Source organism: Streptomyces sp. AM8-1-1 (genome assembly GCF_032229325.1).
Taxonomy (GTDB): domain Bacteria; phylum Actinomycetota; class Actinomycetes; order Streptomycetales; family Streptomycetaceae; genus Streptomyces; species Streptomyces achmelvichensis.
The window spans coordinates 8,089,227-8,105,246 of the sequence record NZ_CP135086.1 but is presented as its reverse complement, the minus strand read 5'-3'; the positions used below and the strand labels follow the sequence as shown (position 1 = coordinate 8,105,246).

Annotated in this window: 14 protein-coding genes and 3 pseudogenes; 14 read left to right on the top strand and 3 right to left on the bottom strand. The window is 68.1% G+C overall.

Annotated features, from left to right (window positions below; genetic code table 11):
* Nucleotides 1–82: 82 nt before the first annotated feature.
* From RPQ07_RS36080 to RPQ07_RS36060, 5 genes are all read left to right on the top strand, one after another.
* Nucleotides 83–1,027 (top strand): NADP-dependent oxidoreductase, encoded by a 945-nt coding sequence (locus tag RPQ07_RS36080; RefSeq protein WP_313948482.1) that lies wholly within the window; start codon nucleotides 83–85, stop codon nucleotides 1,025–1,027.
* A gap of 5 nt (nucleotides 1,028–1,032) precedes the next feature.
* A complete protein-coding gene (locus tag RPQ07_RS36075; RefSeq protein WP_313948481.1) occupies nucleotides 1,033–1,635 on the top strand; it encodes an HD domain-containing protein in 603 nt (200 codons plus the stop codon).
* 63 nt (nucleotides 1,636–1,698) lie between these two features.
* Nucleotides 1,699–1,956: a hypothetical protein gene (locus RPQ07_RS36070; protein ID WP_313948480.1), complete on the top strand. Its 258-nt coding sequence runs from the start codon at nucleotides 1,699–1,701 to the stop codon at nucleotides 1,954–1,956.
* Between the two features lie 181 nt (nucleotides 1,957–2,137).
* Complete coding sequence (locus RPQ07_RS36065; RefSeq protein ID WP_313948479.1) at nucleotides 2,138–2,833, top strand: hypothetical protein; 696 nt, start codon at nucleotides 2,138–2,140, stop codon at nucleotides 2,831–2,833.
* Between the two features lie 215 nt (nucleotides 2,834–3,048).
* Nucleotides 3,049–3,453 carry a hypothetical protein gene (locus RPQ07_RS36060; protein ID WP_313948478.1) on the top strand — a complete coding sequence of 135 codons (405 nt, stop codon included), beginning with the start codon at nucleotides 3,049–3,051 and terminating at the stop codon, nucleotides 3,451–3,453.
* 227 nt (nucleotides 3,454–3,680) lie between these two features.
* Here RPQ07_RS36060 and RPQ07_RS36055 read toward each other — a convergent pair whose 3' ends face one another.
* Nucleotides 3,681–4,697, bottom strand: coding sequence for a LacI family DNA-binding transcriptional regulator (locus tag RPQ07_RS36055; protein WP_313948477.1), 1,017 nt, complete (start codon nucleotides 4,695–4,697; stop codon nucleotides 3,681–3,683).
* Nucleotides 4,698–4,978: 281 nt separating this feature from the next.
* Between RPQ07_RS36055 and RPQ07_RS36050 the strand changes: the two genes are divergently transcribed.
* The 4 genes from RPQ07_RS36050 to RPQ07_RS36035 all read left to right on the top strand — a co-directional run bounded on the left by RPQ07_RS36050 (nucleotide 4,979) and on the right by RPQ07_RS36035 (nucleotide 9,842).
* Entirely contained in the window at nucleotides 4,979–6,292 is a 1,314-nt protein-coding gene (locus RPQ07_RS36050; RefSeq protein ID WP_313948476.1) for an ABC transporter substrate-binding protein, read from the top strand.
* Between the two features lie 142 nt (nucleotides 6,293–6,434).
* Nucleotides 6,435–7,388, top strand: a complete 954-nt coding sequence (locus RPQ07_RS36045) for a sugar ABC transporter permease (RefSeq protein WP_313949135.1) — start codon at nucleotides 6,435–6,437, stop codon at nucleotides 7,386–7,388.
* Between the two features lie 16 nt (nucleotides 7,389–7,404).
* Complete coding sequence (locus RPQ07_RS36040) at nucleotides 7,405–8,322, top strand: carbohydrate ABC transporter permease (RefSeq protein ID WP_313948475.1); 918 nt, start codon at nucleotides 7,405–7,407, stop codon at nucleotides 8,320–8,322.
* A 62-nt stretch (nucleotides 8,323–8,384) separates the two neighbouring features.
* Complete coding sequence (locus RPQ07_RS36035) at nucleotides 8,385–9,842, top strand: GH1 family beta-glucosidase (protein WP_313948474.1); 1,458 nt, start codon at nucleotides 8,385–8,387, stop codon at nucleotides 9,840–9,842.
* A 167-nt stretch (nucleotides 9,843–10,009) separates the two neighbouring features.
* Here the strand turns inward: RPQ07_RS36035 and RPQ07_RS36030 are convergent.
* A pseudogene (locus RPQ07_RS36030) lies at nucleotides 10,010–10,261 on the bottom strand (GNAT family N-acetyltransferase); the annotation flags it as partial.
* A 1-nt stretch (nucleotide 10,262) separates the two neighbouring features.
* Between RPQ07_RS36030 and RPQ07_RS36025 the strand changes: the two are divergent.
* A pseudogene (locus RPQ07_RS36025) lies at nucleotides 10,263–10,784 on the top strand (TetR/AcrR family transcriptional regulator C-terminal domain-containing protein); the annotation flags it as partial.
* A 224-nt stretch (nucleotides 10,785–11,008) separates the two neighbouring features.
* On the opposite strand, the gene RPQ07_RS36020 reads toward RPQ07_RS36025, so the two are convergent.
* Nucleotides 11,009–11,566 (bottom strand): TetR/AcrR family transcriptional regulator, encoded by a 558-nt coding sequence (locus tag RPQ07_RS36020; protein WP_313948473.1) that lies wholly within the window; start codon nucleotides 11,564–11,566, stop codon nucleotides 11,009–11,011.
* A 126-nt stretch (nucleotides 11,567–11,692) separates the two neighbouring features.
* On the opposite strand from RPQ07_RS36020, the pseudogene RPQ07_RS36015 reads away from it, so the two are divergent.
* From RPQ07_RS36015 to RPQ07_RS36000, 4 genes and pseudogenes are all read left to right on the top strand, one after another.
* Nucleotides 11,693–12,690: pseudogene (locus RPQ07_RS36015) on the top strand (NADP-dependent oxidoreductase).
* A gap of 283 nt (nucleotides 12,691–12,973) precedes the next feature.
* Nucleotides 12,974–13,456: a VOC family protein gene (locus RPQ07_RS36010; RefSeq protein ID WP_313948472.1), complete on the top strand. Its 483-nt coding sequence runs from the start codon at nucleotides 12,974–12,976 to the stop codon at nucleotides 13,454–13,456.
* Between the two features lie 188 nt (nucleotides 13,457–13,644).
* On the top strand, nucleotides 13,645–14,169 hold the full coding sequence (locus RPQ07_RS36005) for a hypothetical protein (RefSeq protein WP_313948471.1): 525 nt from the start codon (nucleotides 13,645–13,647) through the stop codon (nucleotides 14,167–14,169).
* 533 nt (nucleotides 14,170–14,702) lie between these two features.
* Complete coding sequence (locus RPQ07_RS36000; protein ID WP_313948470.1) at nucleotides 14,703–15,911, top strand: epoxide hydrolase; 1,209 nt, start codon at nucleotides 14,703–14,705, stop codon at nucleotides 15,909–15,911.
* The last annotated feature ends 109 nt before the right edge of the window (nucleotides 15,912–16,020 follow it).

The following is a 16,020-nucleotide window of genomic DNA, read 5'->3' as shown; positions in this document are numbered from 1 at the left end:
AGATCGCAACACACCACGTGCCCGGCCGACCCGAGCGGGCATCTGTGTGCATGATCGCCGCTGCTCGCTCTTCAGAGGACCTATGCAAGCCATCACCGTCCGCGACCGTGAAGCCGGTGCCCGTGGACTCGCCCTGACGGAACTGCCCTATCCCCACGCTGCCGAGAACGACGTCATCGTGCGCGTGCACGCCGCCGGCTTCACCCGCGGGGAACTCACCTGGCCGGGGACCTGGACCGACCGCGCCGGCCGCGACCGGACTCCGAGTGTGCCCGGTCACGAGCTCTCGGGAGTGGTGGCCGAACTGGGGTACGGCACCACCGGTCTCACTGTCGGCCAGCGCGTCTTCGGACTGGCCGACTGGACCCGTGACGGATCGCTGGCCGAGTACACCGCGGTGGAGGCTCGCAACCTGGCCCCGCTTCCCTCGGACATCGACCACACCGTGGCCGCGGCGCTGCCGATCCCGGGGTTGACCGCATGGCAAGGTCTGTTCGACCACGGGCGTCTCACGGCGGGGCAGACGGTCCTGATCCACGGTGCCGCCGGCAGCGTCGGGTCGATCGCGGTCCAACTCGCACGCGAGGTGGGAGCGCGGGTCATCGCCACCGGACGGTCCGCCGACCGGGACGTCGCTCTCGGTCTGGGCGCCGACGTCTTCGTGGACCTCCAGGCGGACCGGCTGGAGGACACCGGAAAAGTCGACGTTCTCTTCGACGTCATCGGCGGTGAGATCCTCGACCGCTCGGCCGCCCTCGTGCGGGCCGGTGGCACCCTCGTCACCGTTGCCGCCCCGCCCACCGTCAAGCCCGAGGACGGACGGGCCGTCTTCTTCGTCGTCGAACCCGACCGGGCTCGGCTCACCGATCTCGCGCAGCGGCTGCGGGACGGGCGACTCACGCCGATTGTTGGGGAGGTACGTTCGCTCGCCGAGACACCCTCGGCTTTCGAGCCCGGGCGCGGCAGGGCCGGCAGGACCATCATCCGTATCGTGTCGGACAGTTCGACGGAGGCAGGCTCACAGTGACCCGTATGTCGCTCGACACTCTCCCCCTGCCCGACAGCGTGACGGCAGCCGCTGCCCTGGAGGTGGCGGCCGCCTACCACTCCCCCGCACTGCTCAACCACTCACTGCGTGCCTACGTGTGGGCGGCCGCTCGCGGCGCGGCGGAGGACATTGCCTTCGACCCCGAACTCCTCTACGTAGCGGCGCTCTTCCACGACATCGGACTGGTGCCGGCATTCGACAGCCACACCGTCGCGTTCGAGGAGGCAGGCGGCCACGTCGCCCAGGTCTTCGCGGCCGGCGCCGGATGGCCGGCCCAGCGCCGCGAGCACCTGGCGGACGTCATCGGCCGCCATATGTGGCCGCAGGTGGAGGTGTCCACGGACCCCGAGGGACACCTGCTGGCCCGCGCCACCGCCACCGAGGTCGTCGGCAGGGAGGCGGACGACTACCCGGCCGCCTTCCGGGCCGAGGTGCTGGAGCGCTACCCGAGGCTGGACCTCTCGGAGCAGTTCCTGTCGTGCTTCCAGGACCAGGCCGCACGCAAACCCGACAGCTCCGCAGCGGGAGCCGTGCGATCGGGACTCGCCGAGAGAATGGCCGCCAACCCGCTCGACTCCCCCGTCTAGGGTCCATGGCAACAGTGCCGGTCACGGCTGCTCGTTGAGGGCTGTGACCAGCACTGTCGTTTCATGGCCGGCGGCGAGTTCGTCGTCGCCGATGGCAACGGCCTCATGGCGTCGGAGTGGTTGATGCGGCGACGTCCCGCAGTACAGCAGGTCGGGTGGGACTCCGTACAACTGCGTGCCGATGCCGCGCCTTTCGCCGGCACCTTGGACGCGTACACCGTCACCCACCGTCAAGCCGACAGCAGCCATGTCCGCGGCTACGTCGCGCTGCCTCACTCGCTGAGATCTGCGTATTCTCCTGGAGACCTCTCGGCGCGGTGACAGGAAGGACACGGGGATGAGTGGAAGCGGGGGCGGGGCAGGGGCGCCGTGGAATCCCTACGGAGGAGGGCGACCGACGCAACCAGGGCCGCCCGTGCCACCGGCGGGTCCGCTGCCGCCGTTGCCGGCGCGCCGGCTGACCTTCGGGCGTCTCTTCAATCCGATCGCTGTGGGGCGTGCGGTGTTCACGCCGTCCCGGCCGGACCGCGTGCACGACCCGGCGGTGAAGAGGGTGCAGGTCCTGCGGACGATCATCGGTCTGGTCGCCGTCACGTGGATGCTCCTGTCCTACGGGCTGGCGTCGGACGCCGATGCCGTGGTGGACGACCGCTTCGGCCAGATCCGTACGACCCTCATCGTTCTGGCGGTGACCTTCCCGGTCGCCGTCGCCGTCTTCATCGCTGCGGCCCGCCCACCCAACCGGGGCCTATTTCTGCGCCGCGTTGCCAAGCCCGCCGGGGCGCTGCTCGCGCTGTTCGTCACGCTCGCCGTGCCGAGACTCATCACCGGGCTGGGCTACGTGAACGAGGAGACGAACTGGACGGCGTCGGCAGGGCGCGTAGTACTGCTGTTGGCCCTGGGCGCGTTCATGCTGTGGCTCGCCCCTTTCGGTCTCTACGGCATCGCGCAGTCGCTCGTGCACGTCTTTCGGACAGCAGACCTCCACGAGACGGTTCCGCCGCTGCTCGCGACGCTGCTCGTGTGGGAAGTCTCCCTCTTCGACGCATTTCGGGGCGCGTACGACGGTGTGCCGTTCGGAGTGTGGTTGGCCTTCATCCTGGGAGCTCCGCTGTCCGTCACCGCCGTGGCGATGTGGGAGTTGCGGCGGCTGCGCACACGGCACGGCATCACGCTGCGTGGAGCGTTGCTTCGCTGAGCCGTCGCGGCCGAGCGGGGCACCTGGACGTGCGGCTCTTGGCCGTACGTCCGACCCGCTGGTGCACCTGAACCCCCACTCCGAGACCGGGGGTTCAGGGCCGGGGGTGTCAACAACCGGGATCGCCGTCGGTGAATTCGGTGCCGACCGAACCGGCGCGGTCGCGCGGGTCCGATGCCGGCAGAGGCAGAGGAGTCGTTGTGGGTTGGAGTCCGGTGATCTACAAGTTCGTTGGCGGCGGGGAGGCGCCCGTGCCACTGGATATGGCGTTGGTACGGTCGGTTCTGGAGCCGCACGATGTCGGGGATCCGCAGTTCACGGAGGGCGAGAACGGGGCCCTCGCATTCTGGATCCGCGCTTCGGACGGCAGTGAAGCCGAGATTTTCGCCGATGAGCACTGCCTCGCGGTGGAACGCCCGCATGCCGGCGCCGTGTTCGGCATCGTCGCGGAGCTGACCTCCCGGCTGGGTGCGGTCGTCCTCGACCCGAGTACGGCTGAAGTCGTGTGCCGGGCCGAAGAGTACGCCCACCTTCCGGCAGGCATGCGAGACGATGCCATCGTGATCGAGATGACGGGCGAGGCACTCGAGGCGGCACTCACCGGGCCGCGCCGGCCCTGACGAGCAACCCCCACAGACGTGTGAACGCCGTTGCACACGCTCACCCGAGGCGGCCGTCGGCGCGGCCTCGGTGTGCTGAACAGTCCGGAACAGCAGACGGTCGGACAAACGCGGCAGTGCCGGTGCGCTCGGGGCCACGAAGAAACCCCGCCTGACCGCAACCGGGAGGACACACCCCTTCGCACTCGCGAAAGCCGACCCCCCGGCCCCGCGCTTCTCGCACTCCGTCAGGACGAGCTGCGGACGACGAGTTCGGTGGGAAGCATGATCTGCTGACGGGGCGCGTCGGCGTCGGCGATCTCGGCGAGCAGGATGCGGGCGATGGTGGACCCGATCTCCTCGACCGGCTGGCGCACGCTCGTCAGCGGAGGATCGGTGTGGCGGGCGATGAAGGAGTCGTCGAAGCCGACCACGGCCACGTCGTCCGGGATGCGTCGCCCCTGGCTGTGCAGTTCCAGCATCGCCCCCGCAGCCATCACGTCCGAGGCGACGAAGACGGCGTCGAGTTCGGGTGCCCGTTCAAGAAGCGAACGCATGGCCCAACGTCCGCCCTCTTCGGTGAAGTCGGCTGTGGCGACCAGGCGTTCGTCCGCGCCGCGGCCGACTTCCGCCAGGGCCTCTCGCCAGCCCTGGAGCCGCGCGCGGCCGACGTCCATGTCCAGCGGCCCCGCGATGGTCGCGATCGCGGCCCGGCCGCGGGCCAGCAGGTGCCGGACCGCCACCGCGGCGCCGCCGAGGTTGTCGGAGTAGGCGTGGCTCAGGGACTCGGCAGCGGAGCGCCGACCGGCGAGGACGGTGGGCAGCCCGAGGGCTTCGAGGAGGCTCGGCAGCGGGTCGTGCTCGTGCACCGAGACGAGCAGCACTCCGTCCACGCGCCGCTCCGCGACGGAGTCGGTGAGCTGGTCTCGCTCGCCTTTGTCGCGTACGAGCACCAGTTGGAGCTGGGTCCGTGTGTCGGCGAGGCCGGTGCTCACCCCCCGGATGACGGCGGCGAAGTACGGCTCCGAGCCGAGCCGGCTCTCCGACTCGGGAATCACCAGCGCGATGGAGTTGGTCCTGCTGGTCACCAGGCCACGTGCCACCGAGTTGGGTACGTAGCCGAGTTCGGCGATGGCGTCCAGAACGGCGGCCTTGGCCTCGTCGCTGACGAGGGACGAGCCGTTGATGACCCGCGAGACGGTGGTGCGTCCGACCCCGGCACGTGCGGCCACGGTTTTGATGGTCGGTCGCCGCTTTTCCCCCATGGCCCCTCCTCGTGGGTCGGCATCGGCACGCCGTTCACCAGCGCATTGTGCCAGAAGGATCAGCGGCCCCGACGTTTCCACGAAGAGTGGGCCGCGACACCTGCCGGCAACAGAGTCGATTCAAGTTCTTGACACAGCGACCGCAGGGCGGTCAGGCTTCGCGCAACCCGGTGGGAACGTTCCCACCGACCATTGGGAACGTTCCCACTCGATGATCGAGCCGCACAGGCAGGACCGACACGCTGGTGCTCCGACGTCGGTGCCGCCGCTGGGAGGGCGAAATGAGCAGGGCTCAGAAACTGCTGCGTACAAGAGGCGTAGCCGCTGTCGCGGCCGTGGCCGCACTCGGACTGGTCGCTGCCTGCGGAGGCAGCGACACGGGCGGAACCGGCGGAGGCGTCAAGGACGGCAAGGTCACCATCACCATGGGCCTGTTCGGCGTCATGGGCTACAAGGAGACGGGGCTACTCGACCGGTACATGAAGGAGCACCCGAACGTCACCATCAAGGCCGAGGTGGCCGGCGACGAGCAGACGTACTACACCGCCCTACAGACCCATCTCGCGGCGGGCAGCGGCCTCAAAGACATCCAGGGCATAGAGATCGGCCGGGCCAAGGAGCTCGTCGACACCCAGGCCGCCAAGTTCGTCGACCTGGGGGACGTCGCCGGTGTCGACCACTTCCTGCCCTGGAAGCTGAGCCAGGTCACCACCAAGGACGACAAGGTCATCGGGCTCGGCACGGACATCGGCCCGATGGCCGTCTGCTACCGCAAGGACCTGTTCCAGCAGGCGGGCCTGCCCACCGACCGCGAGAAGGTCGCCGAGCTGTGGGAGGGCGACTGGTCGAAGTACGTGGCGGCCGGAAAGACCTTCAAGGCCGGATTCAAGGGCGGCAAGGTCGCCTTCATGGACAGCTCCAGCGGCCTGTTCAACGCCATGATCTACGGCAACTCCCAGCAGTTCTACGACAAGGACGGCAAGCTCGTCTACCAGGACAACCCCGCCGTCACCGATGCGTGGACACTGGCCTCGCAGGCGGCCACCTCGGGACTCACCGCCAAGCTCCGGCAGTTCCAGCCCGGTTGGGATCCGGCCCTCGCCAACAGCACCTTCGCCACCACCGTGTGCCCCGCCTGGATGCTCGGCCACATCAGCGAGAAGGCGGGCCCGAAGAACAAGGGCAAGTGGGACGTCGCGAAAGCCCCGAAGGGCGCCAACTGGGGCGGCTCGTTCCTCGGCGTCATGGACAAGAGCCCGGTGAAGGAAGAGGCGAAGAAGCTGGTCGCCTGGCTCACGGCACCGGAACAGCAGGCCCATGTCTTCGAGAAGATCGGCAACTTCCCCTCCTCGCAACAGGCGCTGTCCGCACCCCAGGTCGCGAACGCGACGTCCGAGTACTTCAGCGAAGCGCCGATCGGCAAGATCTTCGGCGCCGCCGCCGAGGAGATCCCCGACGAGCAGATCCTCGGCCGTAAGGACGGCACTATCAAGGACATCTTCTCGCAGGGCCTGACGCTGATCGAGGCGCAGAACCAGAGCCCCGACAAGGCGTGGAAGACCACCGACGAGCGCATCAAGAAGGCCGCCGGATGACCTGACCCCGCCCCGGCGGCCACACCCCCTGTGGTCGCCGGGCCCCGGTCCGTCCCGTCCCACGTAAGGATCCCCGGTGGCCACTTCCACCCCGACCGCGCCGGCCGACGAGCCCGCCCCCAGCCCTCAGAGTTCGAACAGCATCTCCCCCGACCCTCGAATCCGTCACGATCGCGACCGGCCGCGCCGCAGCATGCTGCTGCACCGGCTCGACCTGCGGGGCGCGCCCTACGCCTTCATCGCACCCTTCTTCGCCGTGTTCGCGGCCTTCAGCTTCTACCCCCTCGTCTACACGGGCTGGATCTCCCTCCACCGGGTCGAACTGGCCTCATTGGACCTGATGGAGTGGGTGGCGTTCGACAACTACGTCGCTCTGTGGGAGGACGAGCGCTTCTGGAACGCGCTGTTCAACACCTTCACCATCGGCGTCATCTCCACGGTGCCCCAGCTCCTGATGGCCCTGGGCCTGGCGCATCTGCTCAACTACCGGCTGCGTGGCTCCACGTTCTTCCGTGTGGCGGCCCTGACGCCCTACGCCACCTCGGTGGGCGCCGCAGCGCTTGTCTTCACCATGCTCTTCGAACGCGACTTCGGCATGATCAACTGGCTGCTGAGCGTGGTGGGGATCGACAACATCGACTGGGAGAACAACAAGTGGGCCGCCCAGACGGCCATCTCCACCATCGTGATCTGGCGCTGGACGGGCTACAACGCACTCCTGTATCTCGCGGCGATGCAGGCCGTGCCGCGCGAGCGTTACGAGGCGGCGGCCATCGACGGCGCCTCCCGCTGGCAGCAGTTCCTCAAGGTGACCATTCCCGGGATCCGCTCCACCGTCATCTTCACCATCGTGCTCTCCACCATCGGCGCCACCCAGCTCTTCGGTGAGCCGCTCATCTTCGGCCAGGGCCCGAACGGCATCACCGGCGGAGCCGACAACCAGTACCAGACCCTCGGCCTGCTCCTCTACGAGGAGGGCTGGAAGAACTACCAGATGGGGCGTGCGGCGACCGTCGCCTGGGCGATGTTCCTGGTGCTGACCCTCATCTTCGTCATCCAGCGCGTCGTCAAGCGCATCGCGTCCCGCAGGGCCTGACCAGGAGCACCCAGCCATGACCACCCAGAGCTTCCGGGCCCACCCGGACGTACGCCCGCACCCCCTCCCCGCCGCTTCACGACCGCGACGGCGCCTGCTCGCACCCAAGGCCGGACGCCAGCACCACGCGGGGCCTGTCACCTACCTCCTGCTCGGCATCGCCGCCCTCGTATCGCTCTTTCCTCTCTACTGGACGATGGTGGCGGCTTCGAGCGACAACACCCGGGTCACCCAGTCCCCGCCGCCGTTCCTGCCAGGACCGCACCTCCTGGAGAACCTCGGCAAGGCGTGGCAGGACGCCGCGCTCGGCAAAGCCATGCTGAACAGCTTCATCGTCGCGGGCGTCATCGCCCTGTCGACAGTCCTGTTCGCGACTCTGGCCGGCTTCGCCTTCGCCAAACTGCGTTTCAAGGGGCGCAACATCCTGCTCATGCTCGTCATCGGGACGATGATGGTGCCGCCCCAACTCGGCGTCGTGCCCCTGTTCATGATGATGAGCGATCTCGGCTGGGGGCAGCGGCTGCCCGCGGTCATCTTCCCCACGCTCGTCAGCGCCGTCGGCGTGTTCTTCATGCGCCAGTACCTCGCCGAAGCACTGCCGGACGAACTCGTCGAGGCGGGCCGGGTGGACGGCGCGCACTCACTCCGGATCTTCTGGAGCATCGTTCTGCCGGTTGCCAGGCCGGCGATGGCGGTGCTCTTCATGATCACGTTCGTGCACGCGTGGAACGACTTCTTCTGGCCGTTCATCGTGCTCGACATGAGCAATCCGACGGTTCCCGTCGCGCTCACCCAGCTCAGCGCGGGTTACGTCCGCGACCAGTCACTCATCATGGCCGGCGCCCTGCTCGGCACGCTCCCCCTGCTGGCGATGTTCATCGTCTTCGGTCGCCAGATCGTCGGCGGCATCATGCAGGGAGCGGTCAAGGGCTGAGTGCGCCCGCCCCTTTCACCGATCCCGCGCACCTGAACGACCGCTCTCCTGGAAGGACCCTTGTGGACACCGCTGCCCGACACCTCTCGCCCACTTCCCGAAGCGACGAGGACCGCATCTTCCCCCAGGGATTCACCTGGGGAACGGCGACCGCCGCGTACCAGATCGAAGGCGCCGCCGGCCTGGACGGCCGCACCCCCTCCATCTGGGACACCTACTCCCGCACCCCTGGCAAGGTCCGCAACGGTGACACCGGCGACATCGCCACCGACCACTACCACCGCTGGCGTGAGGACGTCGCGATCATGGCCGATCTCGGTGTGAACGCCTACCGGTTCTCGCTGGCTTGGCCCCGCATCCAGCCCACCGGACGGGGCCCCGCCGTCCAGAAGGGTCTGGACTTCTACCGACGGCTCACGGACGAACTGCTGAACCATGGCATCGAACCCCTCGCCACCCTCTACCACTGGGATCTGCCCCAGGAACTCGAGGACGCCGGAGGCTGGCCGGAACGCGCCACGGCCGAGCGGTTCGCCGAGTACGCGGCTCTCGCCGCCGAGGCTCTCGGTGACAAGGTGCGTACCTGGACCACCCTCAACGAGCCCTGGTGCAGCGCCTTCCTCGGGTACGCCTCGGGGGTGCACGCCCCCGGCCGCACCGATCCCGTCGCCGCGCTGCGAGCGGCCCATCACCTCAACCTCGGCCACGGCAGGGCCGTCCAGGCGCTGCGCGCGAACCTCCCCGGAGATGCGCGCATCGCCGTCACCCTCAACCTCCACCATGTACGCCCTCTCACCGAGGGTGCCGAGGACGTCGATGCCGCCCGCCGCATCGACACATTGGCCAACGGCGTGTTCACCGGCCCCATGCTCGACGGCAGTTACCCCGCCGAGCTGTTCCGGGACACGGCCCGGCTCACCGACTGGTCCTTCGTACGCGAGGGCGATACGGCGGAGATCCACCAGCCGCTCGACTTCCTGGGCGTCAACTACTACACGCCCACGCTGGTTTCCGGCGGCGCCGCCGACGGGAGCCATCGCTCCGACGGGCACGGCAAGAGCGCGCACAGCCCCTGGCCCGGGGCCGATGATGTGTCCTTCCATCTCCCACCCGGTCCCACCACCGCCATGGGGTGGGCGGTCGACCCGAGTGGCCTGACCGATCTGCTGCTTCGCGTCGGAGCGGAGTTCCCGAGGCTTCCCCTGGTGATCACCGAGAACGGCGCGGCCTTCGACGACTATGTCGACCCCGCCGGAGAGGTCCTCGACCCTGACCGGATCGCCTACCTGCACGGGCACTTGGCCGCCGTGCACAGCGCGATCGAGTCGGGCGTGGACGTCCGCGGCTACTTCCTGTGGTCGCTGCTCGACAACTTCGAGTGGGGCTACGGCTACAGCAAGCGCTTCGGCGCGGTCTACGTCGACTACGCGACGGGCAAGCGCATTCCGAAGGCAAGCGCCCGGTGGTACGCCGATGTCGCCAGGACCGGGACGCTCCCGGGTAGGACGACGGACGAGTGAGGCGCGGCCGGTCCGGTGGCCCTTCCGGCTCGCCGTGCCGGCCGGTAGGTCATCGGACGGTCGGGTGACGACGTTCCTGTCGCGTCGGCTTCTTGGGTGACACGCCCCGCCCGACGGCGGTCGGGCGGGGTCGTGACGGGCGTTGCGAGCCGAAGCAGCGAGTCGGCTCAACCGGAAGGCGTGGCCGGGGACCACACGCCCAACCACTGCTCGGCGCCGTACTCCTCGAACCGCTCGACCTCGGTGAACCCCAGCTTCGCCGCGAGGCGCATCGAACGGTCGTTGACGGTCTGGGTGCAGAGCACCACCGGCTCGCCGGGGAGTACGTCGGCGACCCAGTCGAGCACCGCTGCGCACGCCTCGGCGGCATACCCGCATCCCCACGTCTCCGGCAGGAACATGTACTCGAGCTCGGCCTCCGCGGTGGCCGACCGGATCCTCCTGGCCGCCATGGACGGGCACCGCCCCGAGGGCGACTGGAAGCAGCGCATCACGGCCCTGGCCCTGCGCGTGAGAGAGGCCTTCGGTCAGCAGCCCCAGCTCGCCGCGGTCTGGGGTCGCTACGCGTCGAGCGGCACCGGTTCCCGGCTGGTCATGGAAGAAGTACTGCAGGCCCTGCGAGCATCCGGACTGCCCGACGAGGAAATTCCAGCCCGCTACCACCGGATCGCCGTCCTCATCGCCGCGTTGATCGCCTCCGAGGCCGGGGTCAGCACGATCACCCCGGAGGAGTACGAACAGGGCCAGGAGCTGTTCCGCGTCGCCGTACTCGGCGCCGACCCCGAACGCTTCCCCGCTCTCGCCCACTTCGCCCGCGACGTCCGCCCCCTCGGGGCAGACCGCCAGGCCGCCTTCGAAGAGATCCTCGCCGCCCAACTCGCCCACATCGAGGCAGCAATCCCCCCGAGCCGGCCGTCCGGCTCGGGGAGTGGACGCGATTGACCGTCACCGCGAACTGGTGGACGTACAGGGCGAGAGCCCGCTCCACCGGCACGCGGCGCCCGGCAACGTCAGCACGACAGCCGGCCACTGCGGTTCGGCCGCGATCCGCGCAGCATCCCTGCCGCCGGCGCGGGCCCCACGCACTCCTTGCGCCCGGGAGCGCCGCGGCAGAAATTCACCGTTTCGCAGACGAGGCGGACCCCAAGCCGGGGAGCGTTCCTCGGCTAGCCGTTCCCTGCGCTGGTCAGAATCGCGCCCGCGACGACATCGAAGAGTCGATCAGCACGCGGCTTGAGCGAGGGTTGATCGCCGAGCCAAGCGAGCATGGCCACCAGGGCGAACACGTCCGTGCCATCGATATCGCTCCGCGCCGAGCCCGCAGCCTGGGCGCGGGTGAGGAGCCGCGCACCGGCTGCGCGCAGGGTGACGCACGAAGCGTGGAGCGCGGATTCGGTGTCCTCGATGGCGGCTGCCATCAGCACGGTCACACCCCGGTACTCGGTTGTCCACGCGACGCAGTCGCGCAGCCACGTAACGAGAGCGTCTTCGGGCGAGGCCGACGTCTCGAGCGCACCCGCCTTCGCCGTCAGTTCGTCGAAGCTCGAGCGGAGCAGGGCGTCGAGCAGCGCCTCTCGCGTCGGGAAGTGACGCAGCAGCGTCGCGAGCCCGACATCGGCCCTGCGCGCGATGTCGCGCATGGCCACGTCGACGCCCTGCTCGGTAATGGCGGTACCCGCTACCGCGAGCAGGTGGTCGCGGTTCTTCCTCGCATCGGCCCGCATCTGCCCCCCTTGACTTCCGGATCAGTGGTCCATATATTCGGATCAGTGATCCGGAAAAACGGACCATTGATTCATTTAGTTTACCCCGTGAGAGAAACAGGAGAGCGACCGGTGCCCAAGCGGACCATGAAAGCAATCCGGCTGCACGGGTTCGGCGGCCCTGAGGTGCTGCGTCTCGAGGAGGTGCCGGTTCCCGAGCCGGGTCCGGGTGAGGTGCTCGTGCGCGTGCACGCGGTAGGCCTCAACCCTCCTGACTGGTACGCGCGTGAGGGAATGCCCGACATCCCTCCCGAGCTCAGGCCCTCGTTCCAGCTCCCTCTGATTCCCGGGACCGACGTCTCAGGCGTCGTGGAAGCCGTCGCCGCCGACGTCAGCGGCTTCGCGGTCGGTGACGAGGTGATCGGCCTCCTGCGCTTCCCCACCGTTCTCCAGAGCGGTGCGTACGCCGAGTACGTCACCGCGCCGGCGTCCGACCTCGCCCTCAAGCCGGCCGGAATCGACCACGTGCACGCCGCTGCCCTGGCGATGTCGGGGTTGACCGCGTGGCAGTTCCTGATCGAGCTCGGGCACGATTATCCCTCCCCGTTCCAGGAGGCCCAGCACCGCCCGATGGCACTCGACAGTGGGACCACCGTGCTCGTCAACGGCGCAGCCGGTGGCGTGGGACACCTCGCCCTCCAGCTGGCCAAGTGGCAGGGCGCCCGCGTCATCGCCGTGGCCTCCGGCGCCCACGAGACGTTCCTGCGCGACCTCGGCGCCGACGAGTTCATCGATTACACCAAGGAGCGGCCCGAAAGGTCGTCCGCGACATCGACCTGGTCCTGGACGCCGTCGGCGGCCCCCACAGCCGGCGCTTCCTGCGCACCCTCAAACGCGGCGGGTCCCTCTACCCCGTGTACTTCGGCCAGTTCGACGACGAGGAGAACGCGAAGCTGGGTGTCACCGTCACGGCCGTGACGGTCCGCTCGAGCGGCGCGCAGCTCACCGAACTGGTCAACCTGGTCGACGCGGGAAGGATCCGCGTCGCGATCGACAGCACGTTCCCGCTCGCGGAAGCCCGAGCGGCGCACGAGCGAGCCGCCCAGGGGCATCTCCAGGGCAAGATCGTGCTCACGGTCGCTTAGGCACCGGAGACGCCGACCGCCCTACACGGGTTTCCCGTCGGGGTGGTCAGCGAAGCCGCCTGCGTCAGCTGGTGAGCGAGCAGTTCACGGGCCGCGAGCGTAGGCTGGAGATCACGTTCCGCGAGCATGGCGCCGAGGCTTGCACTCGCGTCCGGGTAGCCGAAGGAACGGGCGCCGCCAGGCGTGATCAACTACCTGCGCATCTCCTGATACTGACAATGCTCCGCCAGTTGCGGGCCTTCAGCGGCCATGCTCCAGCCGGAAGACGGCACAGGAGGTCGTTATGGGCACCGCACAGCAGGACGGTGCAGCGAAAGTCGATGAAGAGCCCACCATGGCCATGAACATCGAGGCCGTCGTGATGCCGGTGGCTGATGTCGATCGTGCCCTGAACTTCTACCAGGGCTTGGGGTGGAGGCTCGATGCGGACTTCGAGGCGGGCCCGGAATTCCGGATCGTACAGCTGACTCCTCCGGGGTCGGGATGCTCGATCCAGTTCGGCCGCGGAGTCACTTCTGTGGCAGCAGGCTCCTCCCAGGGCACATACCTCGTCGTCAAAGACCTCGACCGGGCCCGCGCCCGGCTGATCAGCCAGGGTGCCAACGTCAGCGAGGTCTTCCACCGTGTCTACGAGACCGGCGCCCAGGAACAGGTGAACGGCCCACATCCTCATGGCCTCAGCTACCAGTCGTACGCGACGTTCAGCGACCCGGACGGCAATGGGTGGCTGCTTCAAGAGGTCCGAGAGCGACAGCCGGGACGATGACGGCCGCGACCGAAAAGGTCATGGCTCGGCGATCACCCGCGTGAGATCTGCCGGCGACCGAGGCGGGACGGTTTCACGCTTCATCCCCAGCGGTCGTACGGCATGGTGCACCCCGATATGGGGCTCAGAGGCGACTTCGGGGTTCGGGTCACCGACTCGAGATTGACTGCTCAGCAGGAGGCCAGCACATGATCAGAGTCATACGGCCGCTTCTTCACGGCGCTGTCGCGGGACTCGCTGGTACGACCGCACTCAATATTGCGGGCTATGCCGAAATCGCGTTTCGAGGTCGGCCCGTCAGTGAAACACCCGAGATCACCGTGCGCACCCTTGCCGAGAAGCTCCACATCCGAATCCCCGGGGTCGATGAAGTCCGGGAGAACCGGATCGCCGGCCTCGCGCCCTTGACCGGGTACACCGTGGGGCTGTGCATGGGGGCCGCACTGTCAGTGGTACAGGCTGCTGGCTGGCCTCCGACGAAGGCTTCCCGCTATGCCTTTGCTTCTCTCTTCGCCCTGACTGTCACCAACGCGCCGATCATGCTGCTGGGCATCTCGGATCCACGGACCTGGGCACCCTCGGACTGGGTATCAGACATCATCCCCCACGTGCTCTTCGCTGCGGTCACCGTCCGCGTCCTCGAAAAGCTGGAAGCATCGGACCTCAGGCATGAGTCAGTGAGGGGTCTGTTGCGTACATCCGTCTGCCGTTGACCGCCCACGACTGATACAGCAGGTTGCGCGGGCCGCGAGCCTCGGCCCCAGGCTCTCGCCGACCATGACGTCATGCGAGCGGAACAGGACGTCGAGGCGGCGCATGCTGCGTGTCGGCAATGCCGTATGGCGCCGGGTGCTTCCCGGCTCGAGTCCGACCCATACGAGCTATCGCCTGCCGCGCTCCGCATCCGACTTCATTCCGCACGCGAAGCGTGAACCTCCCCATCGGCGCAGCCTGTTGGAGTTCTTGAGCGGAGTTCGTGAAGCCGCGAACTCTACACTTTCACCCGTTTGAACCCATTAGTCCGGAATGTTACCGTTTCCCTCTGGGGCTTGAGTTCCCGCGCCGCCCGTCGGTCGACCTCGCAGATGCCCTGCGAGGCTCGCACGCGTCAACGGCTGCCACATCGATGGATGCCAGCGCCCGCCTCGTCGGTCCTGGGCGCGCGTATCCGTGTCCAGCTCACGGGAGTTACTCGGTTCAGCCCCTGGCCCGCAGGGGCGGGCCCGGTGCTCGTCAGGGAGAGGACATGTCCGCATCAACCGACACCTCGACAATCCAGCCGTTCACTTTCGACTTCCCCGATGCGGAACTGGATGACCTCCGAGCTCGGATCGCCGCGACGCGCTGGTCCGAGCCGGAGACCGTCAGGGACCAGTCGCAGGGGACACCTCAGAAGACGCTCAAGGAACTGGCTCGCTACTGGGCCGAGGAGTACGACTGGCGCAAGGTCGAAGCCAAGCTGAAGGCGCTGCCGCACTTCACGACCGAGATCGACGGGCTCGACATCCACTTCATCCACCTCAGGTCGAAGCATGAGGATGCCCTGCCGCTCCTCGTGACGCACGGCTGGCCCGGTTCGGTCATCGAGCAGCTGAAGATCATCGAGCCGCTCGCCGATCCCACCGTCCACGGCGGGACTGCCGCCGACGCGTTCCACCTGGTGGTGCCGTCGATGCCCGGCTACGGCTTCTCAGGCAAGCCGACCGAGAGCGGCTGGAACCCCCAGCGGATGGCCAAGGCATGGGGCGAGCTCATGAATCGCCTCGGTTACACCCGCTACGTCGCCTCGGGCGGCGACTGGGGCGCGATCGTCACCGAACAGATGGGACTCCAGGAGCCCGAAGGACTGATCGGCTTCCACACCAACATGGCCAACGCGGTTCCACCGGACATCATGACCGCCATAGAGGGAAGCGCTCCGCTGCCCCCCGACGTCTCCCTCACCCCGGAGGAGAACGAGGCCGTCGAGCAACTCCGATCCGCCTACGCGGACGTGCCCTACGCGTATCAGATGGGGACCGCCCCCCAGACGCTGGCCGCTCTGGTGGACTCGCCTGTCGGTCTCGCGGCGTTCATGCTCGACCACGACTGGCAGAGCCTGGAGATGATCTCCCGGTCCTTCGCAGGAAAGCCCGAAGGACTCACGCCCGACGACGTCCTCGACAACATCACGCTGTTCTGGCTGACGAAGTCGGCCGTGTCCGCGGCACGCCTGTACTGGGAGAACGCTCGGGCCGGGATCTCCTTCTTCGGCGCCAAGGGAGTCAAACTCCCCGTCGCCGTCAGCGTCTTCCCCACCGAGATGTACCGGCCCCCGAAGAGCTGGGCAGAGAAGGCCTACCCGCACCTCATCCACTACAACAAGCTCCCCAAGGGAGGCCACTTCGCCGCATGGGAGCAACCCGACTACTTCATCGAAGACATCCGCACCGGCCTGCGTTCGCTGCGTACGTGACCTGTCGGGCCACGCCCTCGGTCAGCGAGTACCCGGGAGGCTGATTCATTGGCGGGCCCCTCACAGCTTCCCCGGCCGTGAGGGGCTCCGGGCAGAGCAACACCGCTGA

Coding starts and splice junctions, on each gene's coding strand:
- RPQ07_RS36080 (WP_313948482.1), top strand. CDS start 83: ATGCAAGCCATCACCGTCCGCGACCGTGAAGCCGGTGCCCGTGGACTC.
- RPQ07_RS36075 (WP_313948481.1), top strand. CDS start 1,033: ATGTCGCTCGACACTCTCCCCCTGCCCGACAGCGTGACGGCAGCCGCT.
- RPQ07_RS36070 (WP_313948480.1), top strand. CDS start 1,699: ATGGCCGGCGGCGAGTTCGTCGTCGCCGATGGCAACGGCCTCATGGCG.
- RPQ07_RS36055 (WP_313948477.1), bottom strand. CDS start 4,697: ATGGGGGAAAAGCGGCGACCGACCATCAAAACCGTGGCCGCACGTGCC.
- RPQ07_RS36050 (WP_313948476.1), top strand. CDS start 4,979: ATGAGCAGGGCTCAGAAACTGCTGCGTACAAGAGGCGTAGCCGCTGTC.
- RPQ07_RS36040 (WP_313948475.1), top strand. CDS start 7,405: ATGACCACCCAGAGCTTCCGGGCCCACCCGGACGTACGCCCGCACCCC.
- RPQ07_RS36020 (WP_313948473.1), bottom strand. CDS start 11,566: ATGCGGGCCGATGCGAGGAAGAACCGCGACCACCTGCTCGCGGTAGCG.
- RPQ07_RS36010 (WP_313948472.1), top strand. CDS start 12,974: ATGGGCACCGCACAGCAGGACGGTGCAGCGAAAGTCGATGAAGAGCCC.
- RPQ07_RS36005 (WP_313948471.1), top strand. CDS start 13,645: ATGATCAGAGTCATACGGCCGCTTCTTCACGGCGCTGTCGCGGGACTC.
- RPQ07_RS36000 (WP_313948470.1), top strand. CDS start 14,703: ATGTCCGCATCAACCGACACCTCGACAATCCAGCCGTTCACTTTCGAC.